This is a genomic window from Brevibacterium linens ATCC 9172, from assembly GCF_900169165.1.
Taxonomy (GTDB): domain Bacteria; phylum Actinomycetota; class Actinomycetes; order Actinomycetales; family Brevibacteriaceae; genus Brevibacterium; species Brevibacterium linens.
Genome location: NZ_FXYY01000013.1, coordinates 18,446 through 43,979 on the forward strand (window position 1 = coordinate 18,446; position 25,534 = coordinate 43,979).

A 25,534-nucleotide genomic window follows, 5' to 3' on the forward strand; every position below is an offset into this window, starting at 1 on the left:
AACTATGAAAGCCATTCGCGTCACTGCTCTGACCGGGCCCGATGATGTAGAGCATCTCGACGTGGAGCGTCCGGTTCCGGGGCCGGGCCAAGTGCTCATCAAGGTCGCCTACGCCGGAGTGACCTTCCCCGAGCTGCTGCAGACGCGCGGGATGTATCAGGTCAAGCATGACCTGCCATTCACCCTGGGTTCCGAAGCGTCCGGAACTGTCGCCGAGGCGGGGCCGGACTCCCGGTTCGCCGTCGGTGATCGGGTCGCGGCGATCACGGGCTCGGGCACTTTCGCCGAGTACCTTGTGGCCGCCGACGAGGCCACCGTGAAGGTGCCGGACACGGTCTCTCTGGCCGATGCCGCAGGTATGCCGATGAACGTGCTCACTGCTGACTTCGCGCTGCGTGTGCGCGCCGATGCCCGGCCGGGCCAGAGTCTCCTCGTCCACGGTGCTGCGGGTGGCCTCGGCTCGGCCACGGTGCAGCTGGGCTCGGCGATGGGACTCGACGTCGTCGCCGTCGTCTCGACCGAGGCGAAGGCCGACGCGGTTCGTGAGATCGGCGCGAGGCATGTCGTCTTCGCCGACGGTTTCAAAGACGCGACGAAGGAGACCTTCCCGGGCGGCGTCGATATCGTCTTCGACCCTGTCGGCGGCGACCGCTTCACCGATTCGACGCGAGTGCTCGCACCCTTCGGCCGGCTGCTCGTCCTCGGTTTCACTGCCGGCGAGATTCCCTCGATCAAGGTCAACCGACTGCTGCTGAAGAACATCTCCGTCGATGGTGTCGCGTGGGGCGCGGCGACTGTCGGTCATCCGTCTCTCATCGACGAACAGTGGCAGGCCGTGGCCGAGTATGTGTCCGCCGGGCGTCTCAATCCGCGCAACCATGCGAGGTATCCGCTGGCGCAGGCGGCAGCAGCGATCAAGGAACTCGAATCCCGCTCCGTGATCGGCAAGGTGCTGCTCGAGATCGCGGGGGAGTGAGACCGGCGACGACCGTACTCAACCGGGAACGGCGCGGATGTCCCAGGGCAGACCACCGAGGCGGGTGAGTCGTCCCACATTCGAGCGGAAATCCCTCGGCCGCCGGACCGTTTCGGTGCTCCGCCCCCTAGACTGGGCCGCTTCGATTCCAGACGGAACGAGCATCGATACCCAACAGCCCCGCAGCCGACGGCAGAGTCAGCGGGGCACGGAAGGCAGCGCCACCCATGAGCCAGACCAGCACCACCACGGTAACCGCCGATCAGGCGGCTGAGCCGCCTCCTGCGACAGACGACCCCGGCCATATCGGCCCCCGCCGCCTCGACCGGCCCGTGGCCGGGGCGAGCGTGGGGATCCTCGCGAGCTTCGTCGCCCTCGCTCTCATCGTCCCTGATCGGATGTCGGGCTGGGTGGGGGCCGGGTTCGCCGCCTGCGCCGAGATCTTCGGCATGTACTGGCAGATCCTGCTGCTGGCCACATTCCTCATCGCGCTCGTCCTCGTCTTCACTCCCTGGGCGAAGGCCAGATTGGGCAACCAGGCGCGACCGGACTTCAACCGCTTCTCCTGGATCGCGATGATCATGATGACCCTGCTCGCCGCAGGGGGAGTGTTCTGGGCGGCCGCCGAACCGATGTACCACTACACCTCGAGACCACCGTATTTCTCCGACGGCGGCGGAGTCGACGCAGTGGCCGCGGCATTGGCCACAAGCTTCATCGACTGGGGCTTCCTCGCCTGGGCGATTCTCGGCTCGTTGGGTGCCATCGTCATGATGCGCGCTGCCGAGAAAGGCATGCCGCTTCGCCCCCGCAGCCTTCTGTATCCGATCATGGGCAGGCGTGCGGCCACCGGACCGATCGCTGCGATCGTCGACGTCGTGTGCGTGATCTCAGTCGCGGCGGGCACCATCGGCCCGGTCGGCTTCCTCGGCCTCCAGGTCTCCTACGGTCTCAATTCGCTGTTCGGGATCCCCGACGTCTATCCCGTCCAGCTCCTCGTCATCGCGACGCTCACCGCGGTCGCCGGAGTCAGTGTCTTCTCCGGAGTCAACCGCGGCATCCGATTCCTCAGCTCCGCGAACGTGTGGTTGGCGCTCGGCCTCATGGCCGCGGTGCTCGTGCTCGGATCGGCGTGGTTCGTCGTCAAGAGCTTCTTCGACGGATTCGCCCTCTACGTCACCGACTTCTTCAGCATGACCCTCTACCGCGGGGACACCGAGTGGCTGTCCGGGTGGACCGTCTTCTTCTTCGGCTGGTTCCTCGGCTATGCGCCGCTGATGGCGATCTTCGTCGCTCGGATCTCCAAGGGCCGCACGGTCCGCGATCTGCTCATCAGCACGACGGTGCTGCCTCCCGTGGCCACGACCTTCTGGTTCACAGTGCTCGGCGGCACAGGCATCTTCCTTGAGCAGAAGTCGGATGGGGCGATCTCGGAGCCGCTCATGGAGGGCGGACTGCCCGCGGCGGTCATGGCGATCAGCGGTCACCTGCCGCTGTCGCTGGTCATCAGCCTCGGCTTCCTCGTCCTGACGATGACGTTCGTCGCCACGACCACGGACTCGATGTCGTTTGCGATGTCCCAGTCGTGCATGACCTCCGGGGAACCCTCTCCGAGGCTGCGCGCCACCTGGGCTCTGCTCATCGGCATCACAGCGGCCGTGCTCATCAGCCTCGGCGACGGGGGAGTGGAGGCTCTGCAGTCGGCGATCGTCATCACCGCTGTGCCGGTGGGCTTCGTGATGCTGCCGGCGCTCGTCGCCGCTCCTGTCTATGTCCGGCAGATGGCGCGCGAACAGCAGGTGTGAGAACGCTCGGATCGGCGGCTGCGGGGCGTCAGCCCTGCGCGTGCTCCCCGTGTTCGTCGATCCACGTCCAGCCGGGCGGCAGCGGCGCCCAGGCGACGACCTCGCGGCCTGCCTTCGAGCTGTCGGCGAGGACGATGACGGCGCCGGCCCGCTCGGCGATGAGTTCCTTCGTCCGGGCCTCGTCGAGGCTCGGTTCGCCCAGCCCCTGAGCGGTGTCGACCGCATCGGCGCCGAGGAAGGCGATGTCGACATGGATGCGGGCCAGTGCATGGTCCGACAGCGCCCCGGTCGTCCCGTGGGACAGGGTCGAGACCTCACCGCCGATCATGATGACGGTGGGTCCGGCAGGATGGGCAAGGGTCAGTGCGATCTCGAGGCCTCGGGTGACGACGGTGAGCTCGCTGCGGTCCCTGATCCTCTCGGCCAGACGCACAGCCGTCGATCCGGCATCGAGGAAGACGGTTCGCACTCGCGCATCGTCGAGGCGTGCGAGAGCGCGGGCGGCGATGGCGTCCTTCGCTTCGGCCTGCTGTTCCATCCGTTCGCCCAGCGGCGGTTCGACGTACCCTGCCGCAGCGGCTCCGCCGATGGTGCGGATGATCTCACCGTCTGCGGCCATATCGCGCAGGTCGCGGCGGATCGTCGACTCCGAGGTCTCGAGGGCCCCGGCCAGGCGGGGGATGCTCCACGATCCGGTCTTGAGCAGGCCGAGAATGGCTTCGCGGCGCCGCTGGGTCCCTGATCGGATCGCCATCTGTCTTCCTCTCCTCGGTCACGGAGCCGACCGCGGCTCAGTCGCCGCGGTCGGCCATATGACTCAGCCTACTTCGGCAGGTACTCCGCGCGGATGCCGTCGACGAACGGCGCGTAGCCGATGGCCGCCCGGTAGGCCGAGCGCATGGTGCCCGCATCGGCGATGCCCTGACCGGCGATGTCGAAGGCCGTGCCGTGATCGACGGAGGTGCGCAGGATCGGCAGGCCCACGGTGACGGAGATCGTCCCGTCGAAGTCGAAGGTCTTCGACGCGATGTGTCCCTGGTCGTGGTACTGCGAGAGGATGCCGTCGAAGCGGCCGGTCAGCCCCTGATGGAAGACGGAATCGGCCGGGATCGGTCCGGCGACTTCGACGGCGCCGCCGGCATTGACCTTCTCGACGGCCGGACGGAGGATCTCGATCTCCTCGTCGCCGAATGCGCCGTTCTCACCACCGTGCGGGTTGAGCGCGGCGACGGCCACCCTCGGCGAGGCGACGCCGTAGAGCTGCAGGGCGCGATGGGCGCGCTCGATCGAGTCGATCTGGGTCTCGACGGTGAGGGCGTCGATGGCCTTGCGCAGGGACATGTGGCGGGTGGCGAAGAAGATCTGGAGTTTATGGTCGGGGACCTTCGTGTTCTCCACGACGAACATCGTGTCCTGCTTCGTCACTCCGGTCAGCTCACCGAGCATCTCGGTGTGCCCGAGGTGCTGCGATCCGGACTTCCACACGGCTTCCTTGTTGATGGGGCCGGTGACGATGCCGGCGACCTGCTGATCCATGGCGGCCTTGGTGGCGAGCTCGATCGCGGCCACCGAAGCCCTGCCGGCGCGAGCGTCGACGACGCCCCACTCGGGAAGGTCATCGCCGAGCACGCCGATGTCGAAGACGTCGATGACGCCTTCGCCTGCCGAAGGCGTCGACCAATCGGAGATGGCGCGCAGCTCGACGTCGAGTCCGAGGACGTCGACGGCACGTCTCATCACGGCCAGATCCGCGACGGCGATTCCGTGCTGATCGTCTCTGCCCGCGAACTCCGCGAGCACGGTGGCGGTGATCTCCGGTCCGATTCCGACGGGATCGCCCACGGTCACGGCGAGTGCTGGTGCTGTCATTGCTGTCTCCTCAGATGGTTCGGATTCTGTCGGCGGGTGGCGGTGCAAGGTTCGTCGTGCACGATTCAGTCTCGTCTGACGCGGGCGGTGGTCGACAGGAACTCGAGACACTCGACGGCAGTGCCGGCGTTGCCGATGAGACCGCCCTTGGTGACGATCGGCAGTCCGTCGGCGCGCCCGCCGACGAGACGGCCGCCCACGGCCAGGGGCACGATCTCCTTGTCGATCTCCATCCCCATCGCGCCGAGCTCGCGCATCACCGTAGCGGTGACGTCTCCGCCGGTGGTATAGAGGCCGGAGATCGGGATGGTGGAGATGACTGTTGAGGCGATCAATGCCAATCGCCGTGTCGTCTGCTCGGATTCGGCATCTGTGAGTTCGCGCAGATCGCTGGATTCGAGGACGGTGGCGATGATGATCGCCCGCGCCGAGGCGGTCCGATCGATGAGCGTGAGTGTGTCCTCGACATCGGGCAGGCCCGCATCGTCGACGGGCACACGGAGGACCGTGACTGTGGGGTCCTCGGCTACGGCCGCGAGCTGAGAGCGGGTGACCTCGGTGGCCGAGCCCGAGATGCCGAGCAGGAGGCCATCGGCACGAGCAGGCAGCCGTGACTGGGCCAGGGCGAGGCTGCCGGGTCCGGGATCGATGGTCACCCAGTCCAACAGCTCACCGTCGGCCAGACCTGCGCGGTTGCGGATCTCCGGAGTGGCCGCCTCGGCGAGGTCGTGGCTGATCTCAGCGATGACGGAACCGACGAGTTCGATATGGTCGGTGGTCAGGGCATCGGCGATGAGCACGTCGGCCCCTTCCCCGATGGCGTCGAGCACGGCGGTGGCCACGGCCTCACGGCCGGCCAGGACGGTCGCGATAGCGATGACGTGACAGTCGAGATCCGTGCCGGCGGCGAGGATCTCCTCGATGACGGAGGTGTGCATGGGGGAGCGGACATCGTAGGCGAGCTCGGTGTGTTCGAGCAGACGACCGCCCAGCAGCTGCCGCCCCTGCACGGTGGTTCTGCCGGCGGCAGGGAAGGCCGGCATGCACAGTCCCAGGACGCGGCACTGCGGACCGTCGGACGCGGTCAGCGCACGCCTGCGCGCCGAGATGGCGGCTGCTGCAGCTGGCCCGACGTTGCCGCGCAGAGTGGTGTCGATGCGGCAGGCCACGAGGTCGACGGCACCGGCGGACTCGATGAGTTCTGAGTAGACCATGCCAGCCTGCTGCGGCGGCAGGTGGCGGGAGTCGGTGTTGACGACGACCGCATCGAAGTCATCGAGCAGACCTCCGAGGTCGACGCTGCCGGCTGGGCTGGTGCCGGTGACGGTGATCGTTCGCAGTCCCGCCTCGGCGAACAGGGCTCCGCAGGCGTTGCCGCCGGTGAGGTCGTCGGCGACGATGAGGATGCGCGGGCTCGCCTGCGCCGAGGGGGACGCTGCCGTCGTGCCGGCGTCCGGCATGTGGGAAGTGCTCATACGATCAAGTCGAGCACGAACAGCAGCGGCAGGGAACAGATCCACACGGCAGTGGTGATTCCCGACCAGCCCTTGATGGCGTTGATGCCGTCGAGTCCGGCGAATCGGGTGACGACCCAGAAGTAGGAGTCGTTGAAGTAGGAGAAGACCATCGAACCGGCGGTGCAGGCCATGACGGCCACGAGCGGATCGAGTCCCAGCGGGGCGATGAGCGGCGCCGTCACCGAGGCGGCGGTGATCATCGCGACCGTACCCGATCCCTGAGCCAGGCGGACGAAGGAGGCGATGAGGAACGGGACGAGAAGCGCGGGCAGGCTGATCGAGGCGATCGCCTCGGCGAGGGCGTCACCGACACCCGATTCGCGCAGGACCAGTCCGAAGCTGCCGCCGGCGCCGGTGATGAGGAGGATGAGACCGGCCGAGGCGGCACCGTCGGCAAGCCAGCTCTGCACCTGATTGCGTGGGGTCACACGGGGCAGCAGCGTGTAGACGGCGAGGATGAGGCCGATGATCAGGGCGACGACCGGGTTGCCGAAGAATGCCAGCGGAGCGACCCAGGCGGAGGGTTCGTACGCGTCGCCGGCGAGCTCTCCCTGTGCGCTCTTGTCGATTGCGGTGCCGACCGTGTTGGCCACGATGAGCAGCAGCGGGACGATGAGCGGCAGGAAGCCGAGGAAGGCGCCGGGCTTCTTGGCACGGCCCGCGGACCGGGCGGCGCCGGCCGCGTCCTGCGACGTCGCGGAGTCGGTGGAGCTGTCGCCGGAGTGCTCATGGTCGCCCGTGAGGGTGGATACCCTGGATGCTCCTTCGTCGGTGCCCTCCGCCGAGGCGGCCGAGACCTCGGAATAGACGTCGTGCCTGACCTTGCTGTTGAGCACGGGTTCGAGCTTCGGCCCGATCCAGCGCGCGTAGACGACGACCACGGGCAGGAGGATGACGGTGAAGACGATGCCGGCGAGGATGACCGATCCGATGTCGGCACCGAGGATGCCGGTGGCAGCCAAAGGGCCCGGCGTCGGCGGCACCATGTGATGAGTCAGGGTCATACCGCAGCCCAGAGCCAGCGCGAGGGTGACGTAGCCGCCCTTCTTCACGCGGGCGATCGAACGAGCCAGCGGATTCATGATCACGTAGCCGGAGTCGCAGAAGACGGGGATGGACACGAGCGAGCCGACGGTTCCCATCGCCCACGGCTCACGGCCCTTGCCGAAGGCACGGAGGAAGGCGCGGGCGAGGGAGTCGGCGGCTCCGGAGACTTCGAGGATCTTGCCGATGCCGACGCCGAGGCCGATGACGATGCCGATGCTGGCCAGGGTGTCGCCGAAGCCGGTGGTGATCGAGTCGATGATCGAGAGCAGATCCTGACCGGCGACGATGCCGGTGACGACGGCCGCCAGAAGCAGGGCGATGAAGGCGTCGAGTCGGGTCGCGAGCACGATGACGACGATCGTCGCGATGCCGGCGGCCAACGCCAGTATGAGTTGCAGGTCCATGGGGTCCTCCGCGGTGAGGCCGGCTCGCGGGCGAGCCAGGGTGTGTGGTTCTCATTGACTTCGACACGATCTGCGATGCCCGAGGGCAGTCGACGATCAGAAGCGAAGTTGAACAGTATGAGCAAGTATGAGTCATAACTGCACGTATATGCAATGTCGAGCGCGGGTGCGTTCCTCCTGCGGGGCGGGTGCGTGAATGCGGGGCCAAGAGCGTGAATGCAGAAATTCGAGGGAGCGGAATGTTGATTTCAGCGGACTGAATCGACATTCTGTTCCCTCGAAACTGCGGGGTGCGCGTGGAGAGGGTGTCGAGGAGGTTCCTGTCAGGCGCGGGGGTCGACGATGATCTTCACGTGCTGCTCGTTGTTGTTGATGAGCTCGTCGAACCCGCCCGAGATGAGCTCGTCCAGGCCGATGCGTGCGGTGATGAAGGCTGAGAGATCGATGGTGCCGCCGGCGGCCAGTCTGATCGTCTCCGGGTGGTCGCCGGAGTAGCCGATGGTTCCTCGCAGGTCGATCTCCTTGAGGACCAGCTTCGGCATATCGACCTCGGGCTTATGCCCCCAGATGGAGACGTTGACGATGACTCCGCCGGGACGGACGGCATCGAGGAGCATGTCCAGAACCGCGGGGACGGACGAGCATTCGAATCCCACGTCGGCTCCACGTCCGCCCGTGCGCTCTCGGATGGTTTCGGCGACATCGAATTCTCGTGGATCGAGGACCTCGTCGGCAACGCCTGTTGAGAGTGCCATCTGCTTGCGCGCCTCGGAGAGCTCGGAGATGTAGACGGTCAGTCCCTTGGCTTTGAGGACGGCGGCAGTGAGGAGGCCGATGGGTCCTGCGCCGCCGACGATGGCGGTCTGGCCGGATTCGGCGTCCGAGCGAACGACTGCGTGGTGGGCGACTGACAACGGTTCGATCAACGCAGCCTGATCGAGTGGAATATCGCCGATCGGGTGCACCCAGCGACGCTGCACGACGATCTTCTCCGACAGTCCGCCACCACGGCCGCCGAGGCCGATGAAGTTCATGTCCTTCGACAGCTGATAGCTCTGGCCGGGGCCGGTGTCGACGTCTTCGGCAATGATGTAGGGCTCGACGACGACGTTCTGGCCGACGTTCAGGTCGGTGACGCCGTCGCCGAGGTGGGTGATCGTGCCGGAGAACTCGTGCCCCATGGTCACTGGGGCTGATTCGCCGGAGATCGGATGCGGGTGGCCCGCCGGCGGGACGAAGATCGGCCCCTCCAGATATTCGTGGAGATCGGTTCCGCAGATCCCGCACCAGGTGACGTCGATGGCGACTGTGCCTGGCCGCAATTCGGGTTCTGGGATGTCTTCGATTCGGATGTCTTTGCGAGCGTGGAATCGTGCTGCCCTCATGATGAGTCCTTTCGTGGGGCGTATCCGTGCCATTCGGTGTTCTTCGACGCTAGAACGCTTGCGACGTGAGAGCCAGGGTTGCAGGCGATTGCATATGAGAGGCATCACCATTGATTTATACCCCCTAGGGGTATAGATTGTGGGTATGGACAAGCCGCAGAATCATCGTCATTACGGAATGCAGTCTGCTGAGACAGGCCATTCCGCACACACTGAGACCATGGCCCACTCCGATCACGCTCGCCATGACCACAGTGGTCATGGCGACCACTCCGGTCACGAGGCTCACTCCGGCCATTCGGGCCACGCGGGTCATGCCGGCCATGGCGATCACGTCGCGCAGTTCCGGAGGCTGTTCTGGATCATGCTCGTCATCGCCGTGCCCGTCGTCGCATTCAGTCCGATGTTCGGCCACCTCGTCGGATACGAGGTTCCCGACACCGGCATCCTCGGTGCGCTTCGCTGGCTCTCACCGATCCTCGGCACCGTCATGTACGTCTGGGGCGGAAAGCCGTTCCTGGCCGGCGGACTCGACGAGATCAAGGGGCGCAGTCCGGGCATGATGCTGCTCATTGCTTTGGCGATCACGGTCGCTTTCATCTCCTCCTGGGGGTCGTCGCTGGGCCTGCTCGACCCGCAGCTCGATTTCTGGTGGGAGCTGGCTCTGCTGGTCGTGATCATGCTCGCCGGCCACTGGATGGAGATGCGCTCACTGGCACTGACCACCTCGGCGCTCGACAGTCTCGCCGCGCTGCTGCCGGATGAGGCCGAGAAGATCATCGATGGGGAGGCGGTGAGCGTCGCTCCGTCCGACCTCGTCGTCGGGGACATCGTCCTCGTTCGACCCGGTGCCTCGGTGCCCGCCGACGGACGGATCATCGACGGTTCGGCCCATGTGGACGAATCCATGGTCACCGGAGAATCCGCGACGGTCCGACGCGGCGAAGGCGACTCGGTTGTGGCCGGCACCGTCGCCGCCGATTCCGGGCTTCGAGTCGAGATCACCGCGATCGGTGACGACACAACGCTGGCCGGTATCCAGAAGCTGGTCTCCGACGCTCAGAGCTCGTCATCTCGAGCCCAGCGCATCGCTGATCGAGCCTCGGCATGGCTGTTCTGGTTCGCTCTCGGCGCTGCCGTGATCACAGCGGTCGTCTGGTCGCTCATCGGCATGCCGGACTCGGCGGTCGTGCGCACGATCACCGTGCTCGTCATCGCCTGTCCTCACGCCTTGGGGCTGGCCATTCCGCTGGTCGTGTCGATCGCCACCGAACGTGCCGCCCGTGCCGGCGTCCTCGTCAAGGACCGGCTCGCGCTCGAGACGATGCGCACGGTCGATTCCGTGCTCTTCGACAAGACCGGCACTCTGACGAAGGGTCAGCCGACGGTCACCGCCATCGAAGTCGTCGAGGGTGCCGGGGCCACGCGGGCCGAGAGTGAAGTGCTCGGCCTGGCGGCTGCGGCCGAAGCCGACAGCGAGCACCCGTTGGCCGCAGCCATCGTCACGGCTGCGGCTGAATGGGGGGTCGACGTGCCGAGAGCCTCCGACTTTTCGTCGTCACCTGCGGTGGGGGTCAAGGCCGTCATCGCGGGCCAGACGGTCGAGGTCGGTGGTCCCAGACTGCTCGAGGCGCATGACGCGCCCGAGGCGAAGTCTGCGGAGGCCTGGCGAGCCGAAGGTGCCATCATCCTCCACGTGCTCGTCGACGGATCTGTCGTCGGTGCCCTGCGGTTGGCCGATGAGATCCGGCCGGAGTCTCGCGATGCCGTCGATGCTCTCCACGCCATCGGTGCACAGGTCGTGATGATCACCGGAGACGCCGAGGCGGTCGCGCAGTCTGTGGCCTCCGAGCTCGGCATCGACCGTGTCTTTGCCGGCGTTCATCCCGCCGACAAGGCGGCGAAGGTCTCCGAGCTGCAGGGGGAGGGGCGTCGTGTGGCGATGGTCGGTGACGGTGTCAATGACGCTCCTGCGCTCGCGCAGGCCGATGTCGGCATCGCCATCGGGGCCGGAACCGATGTGGCCATCGGCTCTGCCGGAGTCATCCTCGCTTCCGACGATCCGCGGTCCGTGCTCTCGATCGTCGAACTCTCTCGGGCGACCTACCGGAAGATGAAGCAGAACCTGTGGTGGGCGGCCGGGTACAACCTGCTGTCGGTGCCGCTGGCGGCAGGAGTGCTCGCTCCTGTCGGATTCGTGCTGCCGATGAGTGTGGGTGCGATCCTGATGTCGATCTCGACGATCGTCGTCGCCCTCAATGCTCAGCTGCTGCGCCGACTCGACCTGCATCCGCAGGCGGTGGTTGGGCGAGTGCACTCCACGAGCTGATCTCGGCGCAGACGATTGAGGCGGGTGATGCCATTGAGCATCACCCGCCTCAGTGCGATCTGTCCGGTGGAGATGTTCGCACCGGCAGGTCGTCAGCGCGCCAGGGTCTCGTCGATGGAGCTGGTTCCGGTGGCCAGGGTGACCTGCGTGCCCCACGGGTCGACGACGCGCACGGAGCGTCCGTCATCGGCGAAGTCGAGGTTGTGCGTGCGCAGGCGAGCGACGAGCGCGTCGAGGTCCTCGCGTCCGGGAACGGTGATCGCGACATCCCCGAGGCCGAGGCTGGCCGCGCGAGGGCCGGCGCCGCGGCTGTTCCATGTGTTCATGGCGACGTGGTGGTGGTATCCGCCCGCCGCCGCGAAGAGGACTCCGGGCATTGACGACAGCGACGGCTCGAAGCCGAGGGCATCGACGTAGAACTCGCGGGCCTGAGGGATGTTGCCGACCTGCAGGTGGACGTGGCCGACGATGCCGGGTTCGGCGGCAGTGTTCGCGAGGATGTCTTGATTCAGGTGGCGTTCGAGGAAGCGGTTCGGGTCAAGGTAGAGCGTGTCCATCTGGACCTCACCGTCGAGCGAGTGAGTCCATTCCGAACGGGCGCGGTCGACGTAGAGCTCGATGCCGTTGCCTTCGGGATCGGTGAAGTAGAACGCCTGGCTGACAAGGTGATCGCTGGAGCCGACGAAGGTGCTGTTGGTGTTCTGCGCGGCGTGGGCGACCGTGGCGGCCAGGGCTTCCTTGGTGTCGAACAGGAAGGCGGTGTGGAACAGGCCGGCCTGTTTGGCGTCGACGCCGGGCAGGCCCGGGGTGGCCACGAGCTTGACCAGGGGAGTGGCGCCGCGGCCGAGCACACGGTGGACTTCGCCATCGCGGGCGGTCTCCTCGAGGGGTTCCATCGCCAGGGCGTTCGAGTAGTAGTTCGACATCTTCTCGAGGTCGCCGACGCGCAGGGTCACCGCGTCCATTCCGGTGGCCGCGCTGAGTCGTTTCTCATCGACGGCGAGTGTCTGCGGGGCGGTGGAAGTTGGTGCCTGGATGGGGGTGGCGGTCATGCTGTTCTCCTGAGCGGATGGGCTGTTGGGTCCAGTCTAGATCAAGCTAGTTGAACATTCAACAAATAGGCTGATGACCCTATTCCCGATCCGCGCCGAAGGGAATCCGATCCCATTGAAGCCCCACGCTCTGAGTGACTGACTCGATGCGGCACCAGCGCACTCTCGTCGATAGGCTGGTGCCATGAGGTTCGATTCGAAGTCCGCCCCTGCTTTCGCCGGGCTCCTGACCGCCGCACTCATCGCCCTCAGTGGCTGCGGCTCCGATTCTGGCTCATCGTCGGAACCCGAAACGACTCCGACGGCGACTCTGGATGTCGTGGCGCAGGGCTTCGACTCCCTCGACGAGCTCGCGGATTATGTGGCGCAGTCCTTGGATGGTGTCGAGGTGAGTCTCGAGTCCGAGACGAACCCCGACTTCAACCAGGAGGCCGAACCCGAACGCCTCCATGTCGAGTTCGCCTCCGATGAGAACAGGGCCAAGGACTTGGAAGCCACGGCGTTCATCGTCCAGGCGACCTCACAGGCAGCCTTCGACTACGACATCCTCGTGGTCACGGGAGACGTCGCGGCGGGGGAATGGAGATACCTCTACGACCGTTCGACCGTCGAGGATCTCACCGCTGACGGTCGGATCGACGTTGCCGACATCTGGGACTCAGCCGAACAGAGCTTCGACACCATTCATCGCTGAGCCGCGGCTGCTCTATTTCTCGATGGCGACACCATCGGCGTCGGCGAAGACCATCGCTCCTGGGCGGATCGTCGCGCCGCCGATCTCCACGGTCACGTCGATCTCACCGGCACCGTCTTTCGCGCTCTTGCGCGGATTGCTGGCCAGAGCCTTGATTCCGAATTCCATCTCGGCCAGAGCTTCACGGTCGCGGACAGCGCCGTTGATGACGACTCCGTTCCAGCCGTTTCGGACCCCGGCCTCGGCGATCATGTCACCCATGAGGGCGGTGGCGATCGAACCGTCACCGTCGATGACGAGCACGGCGCCGTCGCCTGGCTGATTGAGGGTCTGCTTGACCAGTCCGTTGTCCTGGAAGCAGCGGATCGTGCGGGCCGGTCCGGAGAATGAGGTCTTGGCTCCGAAGTCGCCGAAGTTCAGAGCGATCGAATAGAGGTCGTCGCCGCGTTCGTCCCACAGGTCTGCTGTCGAAACTGTCATCTGTCTGCCTTTCGTCGATGGTGGGTGGTGGGAGGTGCTCAGGTGAACGCCTGGGTGCGGGCGTAGAGTCCGGGGACTCCGCCGGAGTGGACGAAGACGACCGTGTCCTCGGAAGGGAAGCGGCCGGATCTGATGAGGTCGATGAGACCGGCCGCAGCCTTGCCGGTGTAGACGGGGTCGAGGAGGATCCCCTCGGTGCGGGCGAAGAGGCGCACGGCCTCAGCCATCTCGGGTGTCGGCAGAGCGTAGCCGGTCCCGACATAGTCGCCGAGTCCCGTCGTGGCATCGCGGGGAACGTGCGGTAGGTCGAGGAATCTCGCCGTGGAATCGACGAGGTCGACGATCTTCGGTTCCTGCTCCGCTTGTGACCGGCTGACGTTGATGCCGATGATCGGGACGGTGCTTCCTGCGCTGTGGAGTCCGACGATGAGCCCGGCCTGCATTCCGGCCGAGCCGCTGGGCGTGACGATCGTGGGGGAGTCCACTCCCTCCTCGGCGAACTGATCGAGCAGCTCGTGGGCACAGTCGACATAGCCGAGCGCGCCGATCGGATTCGACCCGCCCACGGGGATGATGTAGGGGATCCTGCCCTCGCCGCGCAGCTTCTCGGCCAGAATCTCGGCCTCGCCGAGGAGGTCAGCTCCGTGGCCGAGCACGGTGACCGAATCCGCGCCGAGGAGGTCGAAGAGCAGGAAATTGCCCGTGTGCTCCGGAGGGTTCGCCCCTGCTGGGCCGAGTGCTGTGCCGTCGGGTCCGAGGTCCTCTTCGACGATGAGATGGCAGTCGAGGCCCTCGGCGCGTGCAGCGGATAAGGTCAGCCGACAGTGGTTGGACTGGACCCCGCCGACGGTGATGAGCGTGTCCGCTCCCTGGTTCAGTGCGTCGGCGATGAGGTACTCGAGCTTGCGTGTTTTGTTCCCGCCCTGTGTCAGCCCCAGCCGGTCATCGCGTTTGATCCAGATCTGCGGTCCGCCGAGCTCGGCGGACAGTCGCCGCAGATGCTCGAGCGGTGTCGCGCCCGCGGTGTAGCGGCGACGGGGGATTTCGTTCAGGGCGACCATGGTTCCCGAGTCTACCGAGCGGGTCGGCGAAGCTGGCAAGACACCGTTCAGGATTCGGGCAACGGCATGACAGCGGGTCGTCCTCAGCCGACGGACTCGACCTCACGAACAGCGTCGCCGCCCTTGCCCACGGGGGTGGTGTCTCTGACCGTCAGGGTCATGACCTCGTGGGTGTCCAGGTTCGTGTAGGACACCCAGGTGTACCCCTTGCCGGAGTCGGCTGAGGTCCGGTGCCAGCGTGTGGCGTGCCCGTCATTGTGTTCGGCGAGGGCAGCGACGACGTTGCGTGTGGCGAGGCGATCCATGACCGAGTCATCACCGATGCCGTAGGCGGTGATCAGTTTGTCCGCGTACTTGACGGCACCCTTCGGGTGTCCCGAACTCTGGGGTGCCTGAGCGGCACTGGGCGCGGGTGCCTGAGCGGCACTGGGCGCGGGTGCTGAATCAACGGAGGCCGATGCCGGACCGACTGCGAGGCCCAGAGATGTGAGACCGGCTAGTGCAGCGACGCCCCACTTTGCGGCGTGAGTGCTGATGAAGGCGGGCATGATGACTTCTCCTCTTCCGGGACAGGAACATTGCTGGAATCGAGTATCGTCATCCCAGGTGAGAGCCGATTCCCCGAGCCTGAACAGAAGCTGAGACGCGTCGTCGGAAATACGGAGGTTCTATTGCATTGCGATGACATCTCCGAGACATTCCGTCAGAAGGAGTCTTGTCCGAATCCGTGGATTCCGGACTGTGACAGATTCACAGCGGTTACGGAACCGAATCGTGACCGTCCTCTGTCCGATCCATCCAGTCCTTTCCATCGAGGATGCGAGCGACCATCATCGAACTCGCCTGGTCGCCAACCGCATTGACCGTGGTGGCCGGCGGATCGATGACGGTTCCGATGATCTGGACGATCGGCAGCGCCGTTGCTGGGAAGCCGTAGAGGGTGATGATCATGAGCTCGCCGATGAAGCCGCCAGAGGGGATTCCTGCCATGACCATTCCGGCCAGCAGCGCCACGGCGATGGCGATGAGGATGTTTTCCGGAGTGAAGAAGTCGCGCTGGAACACGGCAAAGAGGAAGGCGATCTTGAGGATCGCGGACAGGCTCGATCCTTCCATGTGGATCGTGGCGCCGATCGGCACGATCGTCTCCCGGATGTCCCGTGGGACTCCGATCTTCTCTCCGGCACGCAGGTTCGCTGGGATCGCCGCCACCGAGGACGACGTACCCAAGGAGATCGCTGTGGGTTCGAGGATATTGCCCCAGAAGCGGGAGACGCCTCGGCGGCCGCCGGAGACGAAGGAGTAGAACGTGAAGGCGAGGATGAAGTAGGCGATCGCCACCGGATAGTAGACGAGGAAGGCGCGAACATAGTCCCCCACGAGCTGGGCGCCGAGGTCGCCGACGAGTGCGGCGAAGTAGGCGCCGAGGCCGATCGGGGCGTAGTACATGATGATTGAGGTGAACTTGAGGAACACCTCGGTGCCGGAATTGAGGAACTGGGCGAACGACTTGCCGGCGTCGCCGATCCTGCTGGTGGCGAAGCCGACGATGACGGCGAACACGATGAGGGCGAGCATGTGCTCGGCGGACAGGATCTTCGAGAAGTCGTCGACGACGACGGTTTGGACGAGCTGGTCACCGATGGGCCCGACGTCCTCGACGTTCTCCGGCTCCTGCATCTCCACTTCGACGCCGTCGGTGGCGTTGAAGATGCGCAGCGCGGCGACCATGACGATGGAGGCGACGATGCCGGTGACGGCGAAGACTCCGAGCATACTGCCCATGATCTTGCCGAGTCGCGCCGCCGAGGACATTCCCGCGACCGCGGAGGCGATGGAGAAGAACACGAGCGGCACGACGAGAGTGAACATCATATTGATGAACAGCGTGCCGAACGGCTTGATGACGGTGGCGCGTTCCCCGAAGACGAGGCCGATGATCGCGCCGATGACCACCCCTGTGAGGATGAAGATCGGGAAGCGGTAGTTGCGCAGAATCCGGAGGAAGCCTGACGGCTCCGTCTTCGTCACGGAGGTCTGCGCAGGCGAGGCGTCGGGGGAGGGCATAGGCTCTGCCTTTCATATCAGCATCATTGTTCCGCCGACTGTGCGGCGTGGCGCCATGGCCCCGGCGATCCTACCTGGGGCACAGCGACACCCGGCACATGGATGACCATGTACCGGGTTGTCGATGTTCGCTCGAGCCGACGAATCAGCTCTCAGCTGACGAATCCTCGGCGCTCGAAGTGTCCGAGGATGGAGTCACGGCGGACTCGTCGATCGCCTCATGCGAGCCGTCCGGGAGGCGTCGGAGGGTCACACCTTCCGCTTCGGCGAGCTTCTCCAGGTCCTCTTCGGATACATCGTCGGCATATCCGGGAGTCGCACCATAGGCGACATCGGGTCCGCTGGCCCTCGCCCCGAGCTCGTCGAGCTTGTCGTTGATCTTGTCGACCTTCTTCTGTGAATCAGTCTGGTCGGTCATCTGTCATCACCTCACTGCTGCGAAGACGCTGTACTCGTGACCATAGTCGTTTTCTTTGATTCGTCCAGGGGGTGCCTCGCTTGCAGACGCAGCGCCGGATACAGAGCCGATGTTCAGTCATCGTAGCTCGAGTGGGATTCGTCGACGGCGAGATGTGAGCCGTCGGGATTGCGGTAGAGCTTCACTCCTTCGTGCTCAGCCGTGGTTTGCAGCCGTTCTTCGGAGCTGTCTTCTCGATAGCCGACTTTCTGCCCCTGGCCGATATTGGCGCTCTTGAACGCCTTCGGGATCTGTCTGATCGTCTGGGCCAACTTCGACGATCGATTCGTTTCTGCGGTCATGATCCTTCGCCCCATTCCCACGCAGATTGTAGAGAGAATTATAGCTCTCCCGGGGGCCGAAACCCAGAGGTGGGAAGCGTCTGGCAGACCTCACAGCTGGGCATCAGCCAAATCCTTGCACCGTGAGAGAGCGAATCACTTTACTTAACGAATGATTAGCCATAGCTTGGTCTCGTGACTGAACAGATTGAAGGCAATGGCGTCTTGACGACTGCGACAGAATCCATCCTCTCCACCAAGGACATCGAGTTCCAACTCTATGACTGGCTCAAGGTCGACGAACTCTGCGAACGTCCTCGCTTCTCCGACCATTCGCGTGAGGTCTTCGACTCCGTGCTCGAAGCCAGCGAGGAGCTCGCCAAGGAACGGTTCGCCACTCATGCACGCAAGTCCGACCTCAACGAGCCGACCTTCGACGGCACCTCGGTGACGCTGATTCCTGAGATCAAGGCTGCGCTCGACCAGTTCGCCGGTATCGGCCTGCTTTCGGCGACGATGGATGAGAGCGTCGGCGGCATTCAGCTGCCGCAGGCGATCGCGAAGGCCTGCTTCGCCTGGTTCCAGGCGGCCAATATCGGCACCGCCAGCTACCCGATGCTGACCATGGCCAACGCCAATCTGCTGCTCGAATATGGAACCGAGGAGCAGATCGAGAAGTACGTCCTGCCCGAGCTCGACGGTCGCTTCTTCGGCACCATGTGCCTGTCCGAGCCCGAGGTCGGCTCCTCGTTGGGCGACGTCACGACGAAGGCTGTACCGGATCCCGACAGCGGCGACGATGCCTTCCGCGTCCATGGCACGAAGATGTGGATCTCGGGTGGCGATCACGAGCTCTCGGAGAATATCGTCCACCTCGTCCTGGCACGTGCCGACGGTGACCAGCCGGGTGTCAAAGGACTCAGCCTGTTCCTCGTCCCGAAGTACCTCGTCAATGACGACGGGAGCCTCGGTGAGCGCAATGATGTCGTCCTGTCCGGGCTCAACCACAAGATGGGATGGCGCGGAACGACGAACACGCTGCTCAACTTCGGCGAGGGCGCACACACTCCGGCCGGTTCTGCCGGTGCCGTCGGCTACCTCGTGGGGGAGCGGGGCCAGGGACTGGCCTGCATGTTCCACATGATGAACGAGGCCCGCATCGGTGTCGGTGCCGGTGCTGTCGGACTGGGCTACCACGGTTACCTCGATGCCCTCCGCTATGCCCGCGACCGCCGTCAGGGTCGTCCCGATGGTGCCAATGGATCCGAGGTTTCGCCGGTCCCGATCGCTGAGCACTCCGATGTCCGTCGCATGCTGTTGTCGTCGAAGAGCTACGTCGAGGGCGGGCTGGGACTCATCCTCTATGCCGCACGCCTGCTCGATGAGTCCGAAACCGCTGATTCCGAGGCGGACCGCGATCGTGCCGCACTGCTGCTGGATGTGCTCACCCCGATCGTCAAGAGCTGGCCGAGCGTGTGGTGTCTGAAGGCCAACGATCACGCCATCCAGGTTCTCGGCGGGGCCGGCTACACCCGCGATCACGATGTCGAACAGCTCTACCGCGACAATCGGCTCAACCCGATCCATGAGGGCACGCACGGCATCCAGGCCAAGGATCTCCTCGGGCGCAAGGTCATCATGAAGGGCGGGGCGGGTCTGCAGGTGCTGTTGGAGCAGATGCGCGAGACCCTCGCCGAGGCGGCCGACCGCTCCGAATGGTCCGCTGAGACCGCGGCGCTGACGTCAGCCGTCGATCGGATCGAATCCGTCACCGCTGCAGTGTGGTCGAGCGGAGATCCCATGGTGGCCCTCGACAATGCGTGGACCTATTTGGAAGCAGTGGGCCACACAACCATGGCGTGGCTGTGGCTGCAACAGGGAATGGCGGCCGAAGCGACCGCGGGCGCACGTGGCGATTCGGCGTTCCTCAATGGCAAGATCGCCGCGGCGCGGTATTTCTTCGCCCACGAGCTGCCGCAGACCGGACCGTGGTTCGATCTCGTTGAAAGCAGAGCGACGACGTTCGCGGGTCTCGACGATACCTGGCTGTGACAGCCTTCAGGAGTTGAGAACGGGAATTCGCCTGTCGGCGATGACGAGCAGTCGCAGGAAGACTCCGCCGATCAGCAGACCCCCGATGAGGTCGGTGGCCCAGTGCCAGCCGAGGATGAAGGACACGACCACTGAGTTCACGCTGACCGCAGCGACCCCCCACCACAGCAGGCGTACGGTCCTGGTGGTGACGTTGCTGTAAGTGGCGATGAGGTAGGCGACAGCACCGTAGATGAGTACGGCTTCGGCTGCGTGCCCGGATGGGTAGCTGATCCCACGGCCGCCGATCTCGATCAGACCGCCGTGGAAGAACCGCGGATCGTGCAGGGTCGTCGCCGGTCGAGCGAAGAGGACCTTGAGCGAACCGACGCCGAGATAGAAGGCGGCTTCGACGGCGATCGCGAAGACGATCGGTCGCCACGACCGGCGTCTGCGTGCCAGAACGATCGCGGTGATCGCCAGAACGGGAAGACAGACGGCCTGGCCTGCGATGGGATCGAGGATGTGCTGAAAGAACCAGACGAGGTCGGGCTCGAAGAGATAGAGCCATCGTCGATTGAGCTTGTAGTCCCAGACTCGCAGTGGACCGGCCGCAGCGATTGTGACGACGACGAAGGCGATTGCCAAGACCCAGAATGAGGTTGCCCAGGACAGCAACCCCTGTGCTCGTACCGTCCACTGACTGCGATCTGAGGGGCTGCTGATCGTCTTCTCGGATTCGACATAGTGTTCAGCAACCATCAAGGTCGATTTTAGACGGGGTGGACAATCACTTCTGCTGTGGGGGATAAAGAAACGGTGAATTCTTGCGAGGATTCCCGAAGGAAACTACCAGTCGCATTGTTGAGGTCAGTGCCTGCGGGCACGAACCACCATCGTGGCGATGCGCACGCGGTTGTTCGTGTCCAGCTTGACGTTGATTCGGTTGAGGTGAGTCTTGACCGTGGCCAGACTCATGAATGTCTCCTCGGCGATCTCCGGATTCGACAGACCTTCGGCCACGAGCTCGGCGACCTGGCGCTCGCGGTCGGTGAGCTCCGACAGCAGGGCCACGGCCTCCTGCTGCAGACGATGATCGGAGCTCGACCTGACCTTGGCGATGACCTGCCGCATGGACTGCGGGGCGAGAATGGGCTCACCGGCGTGGACCTTGCGGACTGCGGCGGCGAGTTCCACAGGGCCGATGTCTTTGAGCAGGTATCCGGCGGCCCCCGCTTCGAGCGCGTTGAAGAGGTGCTCGTCACTGCTCATGCTCGTCAGGGACACCACTTTCGGCGGTCGTACGCTGTTGAGCAGACGCTGGGTGGCTTCGATCCCGCCGATTCCCGGCATCCGTATGTCCATGAGCACGACATCGGGATAGTGCAGAGACGCCTTCTCGATGGACTCTTCCCCGCTCAGCGCCGAGGCGACGACGTCGATGCCGTCGGCGGCCTGGAGGATTCCCCGGATCCCGGTGATGACCATGGGATCGTCATCGACGACCATGACTCGGATCGGGGCGGCTTGGTTCATGATCGTCACAATACCCGAGGCCCATGACACGGACCGGCGCGGCGCGGAAGTCCCTGTTCCGCATCGCCTCAGGTCTGGGGTGAGAGGGATCGAAAGCACACCTGGACACGGAACTCATTGCCGAACACCCCGATCGACGCTTCGCCGCCGAACATCTCGGTGCGCTCGCGGATGCCGACCAGACCGGATCCCGATCCGGTCGATCCCAACTGAGCGTCCTGCGGACCCGGGCGGTGACCGGCCGGTCCCGGTCCGTGATCGGGCGCGCCGGCACCGGCTCCTCGCGCCGGTCCCGGCGCATATCGTGGGCGCGGCGGAACATCGACTGGGCCTGGAGCGCTGGGGAGCGGATTGCTCACTGAGATCCGGATGCCGCGGGCCGCCGAGACTGCGATGTCCACCGTCACCGGCAGATTCGGCGCATGTTTCATCGCGTTCGTCAGTGCCTCCTGGACGATTCGATAGGCCGCACGGTCGAGCGCGGGCGGGCACGAGTCCACGTCCTGGATGACGATGAGTGGACGGATGACCGTGCCGGTGGACGCCACGGAGGAGATGAGTTCGGGAATCGCAGCCATCGTTGCGCGGCTCGGAGGGGACGAGTTCTCATGGCCCGGCCGCGGATCAGCCAGATCGCCGTTCCTCACGCCACCCACCAGATGACGCAGATCCTCCAGTGACGCGCGGGCCTCCTCCCGCAGAGCTGACGCCGTCGAAGCGACCTCGGGGTCGGTCTGTGCTCCGACCTCAAGGGCGCCGGTGTGCAGCGAGATCACCGATAGGCGGTGGGAGAGCGTGTCGTGAAGTTCGCGTGCCAAGAGCTCTCGTTCGGACTGCCGCGCGATCTCGGCCGTGAGCGACTCATTGCGCTGTGCTTGCCGTTCGGCGATCGACTCGACCGCTCTCATCCTCCGCGTCCGACGCAGAAGCGCGCCGACCCCCAGCGCCGTACACAATCCGATGACGCCGGCTGCGATCGTGATGATTCTGATCGCCAGGTGCGAATCCTCCGGAGGGATGGTCGCCTCGAGTCCCGTGACCTGTGCCGGGTCGGGCAGGAAAAAGATGCTGAACGGATTGTGCTCCGGCGGTGCCAGACACATCCTCACCGTGGAGAACGCCATCAGTCCGGTGCTCACCGCCGAGGCGATGATCGCCTGCCGCCGGGGTGCTCGGATGACGAGGTGGAAGACCGCAATGAGGAGCATCAGCGCATCGCCCCACCCCGCTGTGAGCAGTGCTCCGGCGACGAAAGGCACCCAGGGCCATCTGTGTCGGAGGAAGACGAGTCCCCACACGAGGAACAGCAGCAGGACGGCCACGAGCCCCGTGTCATTGAGTTCCCCGTCGGAGAAAGCCCAGGCGTTCGCGGTCAGCGCCATCGACGAGGTGAAGAACCCGAAGAGATAGGCGATGACACCGATGAGGATGCTGCCGGCGATGCGCACACCGCGCGGGATCCTGCGGCGAGGGACGGTTTGTTCTGACACAAGAGAATCGTAACCGCGGGGGCTGACACGCGTAGTCCACCTTCAGGCTGGAGGAGGTCAACCGATCGGCTGGCAGGATCCAGCCCGAGTGTGGACGCGCCGAAGCGCGGACGGGACGAAGCTGGAGCAGTCAGCCAGATCCAGCTTCGAAGGAGCGTCATGTCCCATCCCCAGAATCCCCAGAACACCCCGCAGCAGCCGCAGTCTCCACAGCCCCAGCATCAGTGGTCCCCGCAGCACCAGCCCCCTCACAACGCCCAGCACCAGACCTCGCCGCAGAACTTTGGCCCCCAGCAGTGGGGACCGGCACAGAACGCACCGGCCTACGGGACCGGCGGCTACCCGCAGCAGCCCTACGGCCAGAAGCCGCCGAAACAGAAGAAACCGCTGCTCAAACGCTGGTGGTTCTGGCTGCTCGTCGTCATCGTCGTCATCGCCATTGCCAGCGCGCTCGGCGGCGGGGGAGAGGACACCGGCACCTCGGAGAGCGGCTCGTCCGACGCCCAGCAGTCGGGGGAGTCTGCGGAGAATGAGGCCGCTGAGAAGGAAGCCGCGGACAAGCCTGCCGAGGACGCTTCGTACGGTATCGGAGACACCGTGGCTGCCGATGACTGGGAGATCACCGTCGCCAAGGTCGACGATGGTGTCTCGCAGGTCGGTGACGAATTCCTCAACGCCCAGGCACAGGGACAGTTCGTCCAGGTCGAACTGTCGGTGAAGAACACCGGATCGGATCCGAGCTTCTTCTTCGAAGACGACATCAAACTCGGTGATGATTCCGGCAACACCTACTCTGCGGATTCAGAAGCCGGCATCTATGCGGCCGAGGACAACATCCTCTTCCTCGAAGAGATCAATCCCGGAAACACCGCTGAGGGCGTCCTCGTCTTCGATGTGCCCGAAGACGTCGACCCGACCACACTGACCTTCGCCGGCGGACTGTTCTCCGACCCGGTGGAGATCTCCCTGAAGTGACCTCACCGATCCAGCTGTGCCGCCCGGGCGATGACCGACCGGGCGGCACGGACCGTCTGTCCGAGGAACCCGCGCCCGAACAGACGAATGTGAGCGAGCAGCGCGAAGAAGCTGTGCGCCGGCAGGTCCTCCTGCCAGCCGTCCGGCATCGGGTGGGCGCGTTCGTAGCCGGAGAAGATCTCCTCGAGGAACGGGGTGCCGAAGAGCGCGAGCAGGGCGAGGTCTTCCAGTCGGTGACCGCCGTGTGCGGCCGGATCGATGAGAGTCACCCCGGTCGGTGTCCACATGAGGTTGCCCGCCCACAGGTCCCCATGGATGCGCGCCGGTGCCTCCTCGCCCTCACCACAGATCCCGGCAAAGGCACCCGACGCGATGGTATCGATCGCCGAGGCGATCATGGCCCGATCCTCACCCTCGAGATCCCCGGCAACCGCTGTGACCAAAGGGCGCAGGCGCTGCTCGGCCCAATAGCCGGTGAAATCGCCGACGGACTCGGCGGGCACCTCAAAGGGATGATCGAGGGGGCCGAAGAATGCCTGCGGGGCCGGTGACCATCCGAACCCGGGAGCACCGGCATCGTGGAGCCGAGCGAGGTCGCGACCGAAGGCGGCGGCCGCCTCGGCGTCGGGACCGGTTTCTTCGAGACGGCGCAGCCGCAGAAAATCCGGCCCATGTTCGAGCACTTCGACGACCGGGACCACACCCGGTTCGGCCAACCATTTCAGCCCCGCGGCCTCGGCGGCGAAGAAGCCGTCCGGGGCGGACTTCCGCAGTTTGAGGAAATCAGTCATGGGCACAGGGTAGTCGGGGAAGCCATCGACCGTGTGATCTCGGATCAGCGCCCATGTTCGGCGAGGAGACCGGCCGCAGTCGCAACGAGGTCGTATCGTCGACGGTGAGCAGACCTGCCTCGATCTCGGCGGCGATGGTCTGAGTTGTCCGCGGAGTCAGCTTTCTTCACCTGAGCGAGATGACCCGGACTGTCCCCGACCCCTGCCGAGGTCATAAGGTGAACCCAGACTCTGCCCGACGCAGAGGCGGAACCGGAGAGACAAGGGAGCCCAGACGTGACGACGACCGGAGATCTGAGCGCCGCCGGGGAACAGAACGACCATTCGTGCTGCGCCCCGGCGGTCAGCCGTGCCGAGGCGGCGGGCAGTCATCCTTCGAGCCCCGTTGCTCGTCCTGCTGTGCGCTCGGAATCGATGCCTGCGTTGAGCTTCGACTTCGTGACTTCCGGCGGCACCTTCGACATGGGCGATCCCTTCGGCGACGGGCACCCCTCCGACGGTGAGGGACCGCGTCACCGCGTGAGCCTCACCGAATTCGAGATCGCGACGACAAGCGTGACGAACGATGATTTCGCCCGGTTCGTCGCTGACACCGGGTATGTCACCACGGCTGAGCACCTGGGCACCTCGGCGGTGTTCACAATGCTCCTGGAATCCAATCCCGGAGCACGAGCTCACGTCCTCGGGCAGGCGCCGGGTGTGCCTTGGTGGGTGGAAGTCTCAGGGGCGAACTGGGCCGCGCCCGAAGGGCCCGGATCCACCATCGACAGTCGGGGCGACCATCCCGTCGCCCACATCAGCTGGGATGATGCCCGCGCCTTCTGCGCATGGTCCGGAACACGGCTGCCGAGCGAGGCCGAGTGGGAACTCGCCGCTCGCGGCGGACTCAAGGGCCGCCGTTATCCGTGGGGCAACCGGCTGCTGATCGACGGGGAATGGAACTGCAATATCTGGCAGGGCGAATTCCCGCGCACGAACACCCTCGACGACGGGTTCGTCGGCACCGCGCCGGCCCGACAGTTCACCCCCAACGGTCTGGGCCTGTACAACACCGTCGGCAATGTATGGGAATGGTGCGCCGACTGGTTCGCTCGCGACTACTACCAGCATTCCCCGCACTCCGATCCCCGCGGTCCCGACACCGGAGAGAAGCGGATCATGCGCGGAGGATCGTTCCTGTGCCACGACTCCTACTGCAACCGCTATCGGGTGGCAGCCCGCTCCTCGAACACACCGGATTCCTCGGCGTCGAATATCGGATTCCGGGTCGTCAGAGAGGCACACTGA

The 25,534-nt window shown here is 65.1% G+C and carries 23 protein-coding genes; 7 read left to right on the forward strand and 16 right to left on the reverse strand.

Features of this window, described 5'->3' with window-relative positions; translation table 11 throughout:
• Positions 1-4: 4 nt before the first annotated feature.
• A complete protein-coding gene (locus tag BLIN9172_RS10975; protein WP_101555125.1) occupies positions 5-976 on the forward strand; it encodes an NADPH:quinone oxidoreductase family protein in 972 nt (323 codons plus the stop codon).
• Positions 977-1,203: 227 nt separating this feature from the next.
• Positions 1,204-2,781: a BCCT family transporter gene (locus BLIN9172_RS10980; protein ID WP_101555126.1), complete on the forward strand. Its 1,578-nt coding sequence runs from the start codon at positions 1,204-1,206 to the stop codon at positions 2,779-2,781.
• Between the two features lie 28 nt (positions 2,782-2,809).
• On the opposite strand, the gene BLIN9172_RS10985 is transcribed toward BLIN9172_RS10980, so the two are convergent.
• From BLIN9172_RS10985 to BLIN9172_RS11005, 5 genes are all read right to left on the reverse strand, one after another.
• The gene (locus BLIN9172_RS10985) at positions 2,810-3,535 is read right to left on the reverse strand and encodes a DeoR/GlpR family DNA-binding transcription regulator (protein ID WP_101555127.1); all 726 of its coding nucleotides are present in this window, start codon (positions 3,533-3,535) and stop codon (positions 2,810-2,812) included.
• A gap of 68 nt (positions 3,536-3,603) precedes the next feature.
• Positions 3,604-4,650, reverse strand: coding sequence for a 4-hydroxythreonine-4-phosphate dehydrogenase PdxA (gene pdxA / locus BLIN9172_RS10990; protein WP_101555128.1), 1,047 nt, complete (start codon positions 4,648-4,650; stop codon positions 3,604-3,606).
• A 65-nt stretch (positions 4,651-4,715) separates the two neighbouring features.
• Positions 4,716-6,125, reverse strand: a complete 1,410-nt coding sequence (locus tag BLIN9172_RS10995) for a four-carbon acid sugar kinase family protein (protein WP_240812085.1) — start codon at positions 6,123-6,125, stop codon at positions 4,716-4,718.
• A complete protein-coding gene (locus BLIN9172_RS11000; RefSeq protein ID WP_180956968.1) occupies positions 6,122-7,618 on the reverse strand; it encodes a GntP family permease in 1,497 nt (498 codons plus the stop codon). The genes BLIN9172_RS10995 and BLIN9172_RS11000 overlap by 4 nt, the downstream gene beginning before the upstream one ends.
• Before the next feature lie 323 nt (positions 7,619-7,941).
• Entirely contained in the window at positions 7,942-9,003 is a 1,062-nt protein-coding gene (locus BLIN9172_RS11005) for a 2,3-butanediol dehydrogenase (protein ID WP_101555129.1), read from the reverse strand.
• A 220-nt stretch (positions 9,004-9,223) separates the two neighbouring features.
• Here BLIN9172_RS11005 and BLIN9172_RS11010 point away from each other — a divergent pair, with 220 nt between their 5' ends.
• On the forward strand, positions 9,224-11,332 hold the full coding sequence (locus tag BLIN9172_RS11010; protein ID WP_240812086.1) for a heavy metal translocating P-type ATPase: 2,109 nt from the start codon (positions 9,224-9,226) through the stop codon (positions 11,330-11,332).
• Positions 11,333-11,424: 92 nt separating this feature from the next.
• On the opposite strand, the gene BLIN9172_RS11015 is transcribed toward BLIN9172_RS11010, so the two are convergent.
• Positions 11,425-12,384, reverse strand: a complete 960-nt coding sequence (locus BLIN9172_RS11015) for a VOC family protein (RefSeq protein WP_025777720.1) — start codon at positions 12,382-12,384, stop codon at positions 11,425-11,427.
• A gap of 184 nt (positions 12,385-12,568) precedes the next feature.
• Here BLIN9172_RS11015 and BLIN9172_RS11020 point away from each other — a divergent pair, with 184 nt between their 5' ends.
• Complete coding sequence (locus BLIN9172_RS11020; protein ID WP_101555131.1) at positions 12,569-13,078, forward strand: hypothetical protein; 510 nt, start codon at positions 12,569-12,571, stop codon at positions 13,076-13,078.
• A 12-nt stretch (positions 13,079-13,090) separates the two neighbouring features.
• Here BLIN9172_RS11020 and rraA read toward each other — a convergent pair whose 3' ends face one another.
• The 6 genes from rraA to BLIN9172_RS11050 form a co-directional block, all read right to left on the reverse strand.
• A complete protein-coding gene (gene rraA / locus BLIN9172_RS11025; protein ID WP_025777722.1) occupies positions 13,091-13,558 on the reverse strand; it encodes a ribonuclease E activity regulator RraA in 468 nt (155 codons plus the stop codon).
• Positions 13,559-13,596: 38 nt separating this feature from the next.
• Positions 13,597-14,619 (reverse strand): D-cysteine desulfhydrase family protein, encoded by a 1,023-nt coding sequence (locus BLIN9172_RS11030; RefSeq protein ID WP_101555132.1) that lies wholly within the window; start codon positions 14,617-14,619, stop codon positions 13,597-13,599.
• An 83-nt stretch (positions 14,620-14,702) separates the two neighbouring features.
• Positions 14,703-15,167, reverse strand: coding sequence for a hypothetical protein (locus BLIN9172_RS11035; RefSeq protein ID WP_101555133.1), 465 nt, complete (start codon positions 15,165-15,167; stop codon positions 14,703-14,705).
• 211 nt (positions 15,168-15,378) lie between these two features.
• Positions 15,379-16,686, reverse strand: a complete 1,308-nt coding sequence (locus BLIN9172_RS11040; protein WP_101555134.1) for a dicarboxylate/amino acid:cation symporter — start codon at positions 16,684-16,686, stop codon at positions 15,379-15,381.
• Positions 16,687-16,831: 145 nt separating this feature from the next.
• Positions 16,832-17,104 carry a hypothetical protein gene (locus BLIN9172_RS11045; protein ID WP_101555135.1) on the reverse strand — a complete coding sequence of 91 codons (273 nt, stop codon included), beginning with the start codon at positions 17,102-17,104 and terminating at the stop codon, positions 16,832-16,834.
• 113 nt (positions 17,105-17,217) lie between these two features.
• Positions 17,218-17,445, reverse strand: coding sequence for a hypothetical protein (locus tag BLIN9172_RS11050; protein WP_101555136.1), 228 nt, complete (start codon positions 17,443-17,445; stop codon positions 17,218-17,220).
• Between the two features lie 174 nt (positions 17,446-17,619).
• On the opposite strand from BLIN9172_RS11050, the gene BLIN9172_RS11055 reads away from it, so the two are divergent.
• On the forward strand, positions 17,620-19,476 hold the full coding sequence (locus BLIN9172_RS11055; protein ID WP_240812087.1) for an acyl-CoA dehydrogenase: 1,857 nt from the start codon (positions 17,620-17,622) through the stop codon (positions 19,474-19,476).
• A gap of 6 nt (positions 19,477-19,482) precedes the next feature.
• Here BLIN9172_RS11055 and BLIN9172_RS11060 read toward each other — a convergent pair whose 3' ends face one another.
• The 3 genes from BLIN9172_RS11060 to BLIN9172_RS11070 form a co-directional block, all read right to left on the reverse strand.
• A complete protein-coding gene (locus BLIN9172_RS11060) occupies positions 19,483-20,217 on the reverse strand; it encodes a phosphatase PAP2 family protein (protein WP_240812088.1) in 735 nt (244 codons plus the stop codon).
• 108 nt (positions 20,218-20,325) lie between these two features.
• The gene (locus BLIN9172_RS11065; RefSeq protein ID WP_101555138.1) at positions 20,326-20,991 is read right to left on the reverse strand and encodes a response regulator; all 666 of its coding nucleotides are present in this window, start codon (positions 20,989-20,991) and stop codon (positions 20,326-20,328) included.
• A gap of 68 nt (positions 20,992-21,059) precedes the next feature.
• On the reverse strand, positions 21,060-22,481 hold the full coding sequence (locus BLIN9172_RS11070) for a sensor histidine kinase (RefSeq protein WP_240812089.1): 1,422 nt from the start codon (positions 22,479-22,481) through the stop codon (positions 21,060-21,062).
• Positions 22,482-22,640: 159 nt separating this feature from the next.
• Here BLIN9172_RS11070 and BLIN9172_RS18750 point away from each other — a divergent pair, with 159 nt between their 5' ends.
• Positions 22,641-23,456, forward strand: coding sequence for a DUF4352 domain-containing protein (locus BLIN9172_RS18750; protein ID WP_101555140.1), 816 nt, complete (start codon positions 22,641-22,643; stop codon positions 23,454-23,456).
• Between the two features lie 2 nt (positions 23,457-23,458).
• On the opposite strand, the gene BLIN9172_RS11080 is transcribed toward BLIN9172_RS18750, so the two are convergent.
• A complete protein-coding gene (locus tag BLIN9172_RS11080) occupies positions 23,459-24,247 on the reverse strand; it encodes a fructosamine kinase family protein (protein ID WP_101555141.1) in 789 nt (262 codons plus the stop codon).
• 414 nt (positions 24,248-24,661) lie between these two features.
• On the opposite strand from BLIN9172_RS11080, the gene BLIN9172_RS11085 reads away from it, so the two are divergent.
• Positions 24,662-25,534: a formylglycine-generating enzyme family protein gene (locus tag BLIN9172_RS11085; RefSeq protein ID WP_101555174.1), complete on the forward strand. Its 873-nt coding sequence runs from the start codon at positions 24,662-24,664 to the stop codon at positions 25,532-25,534.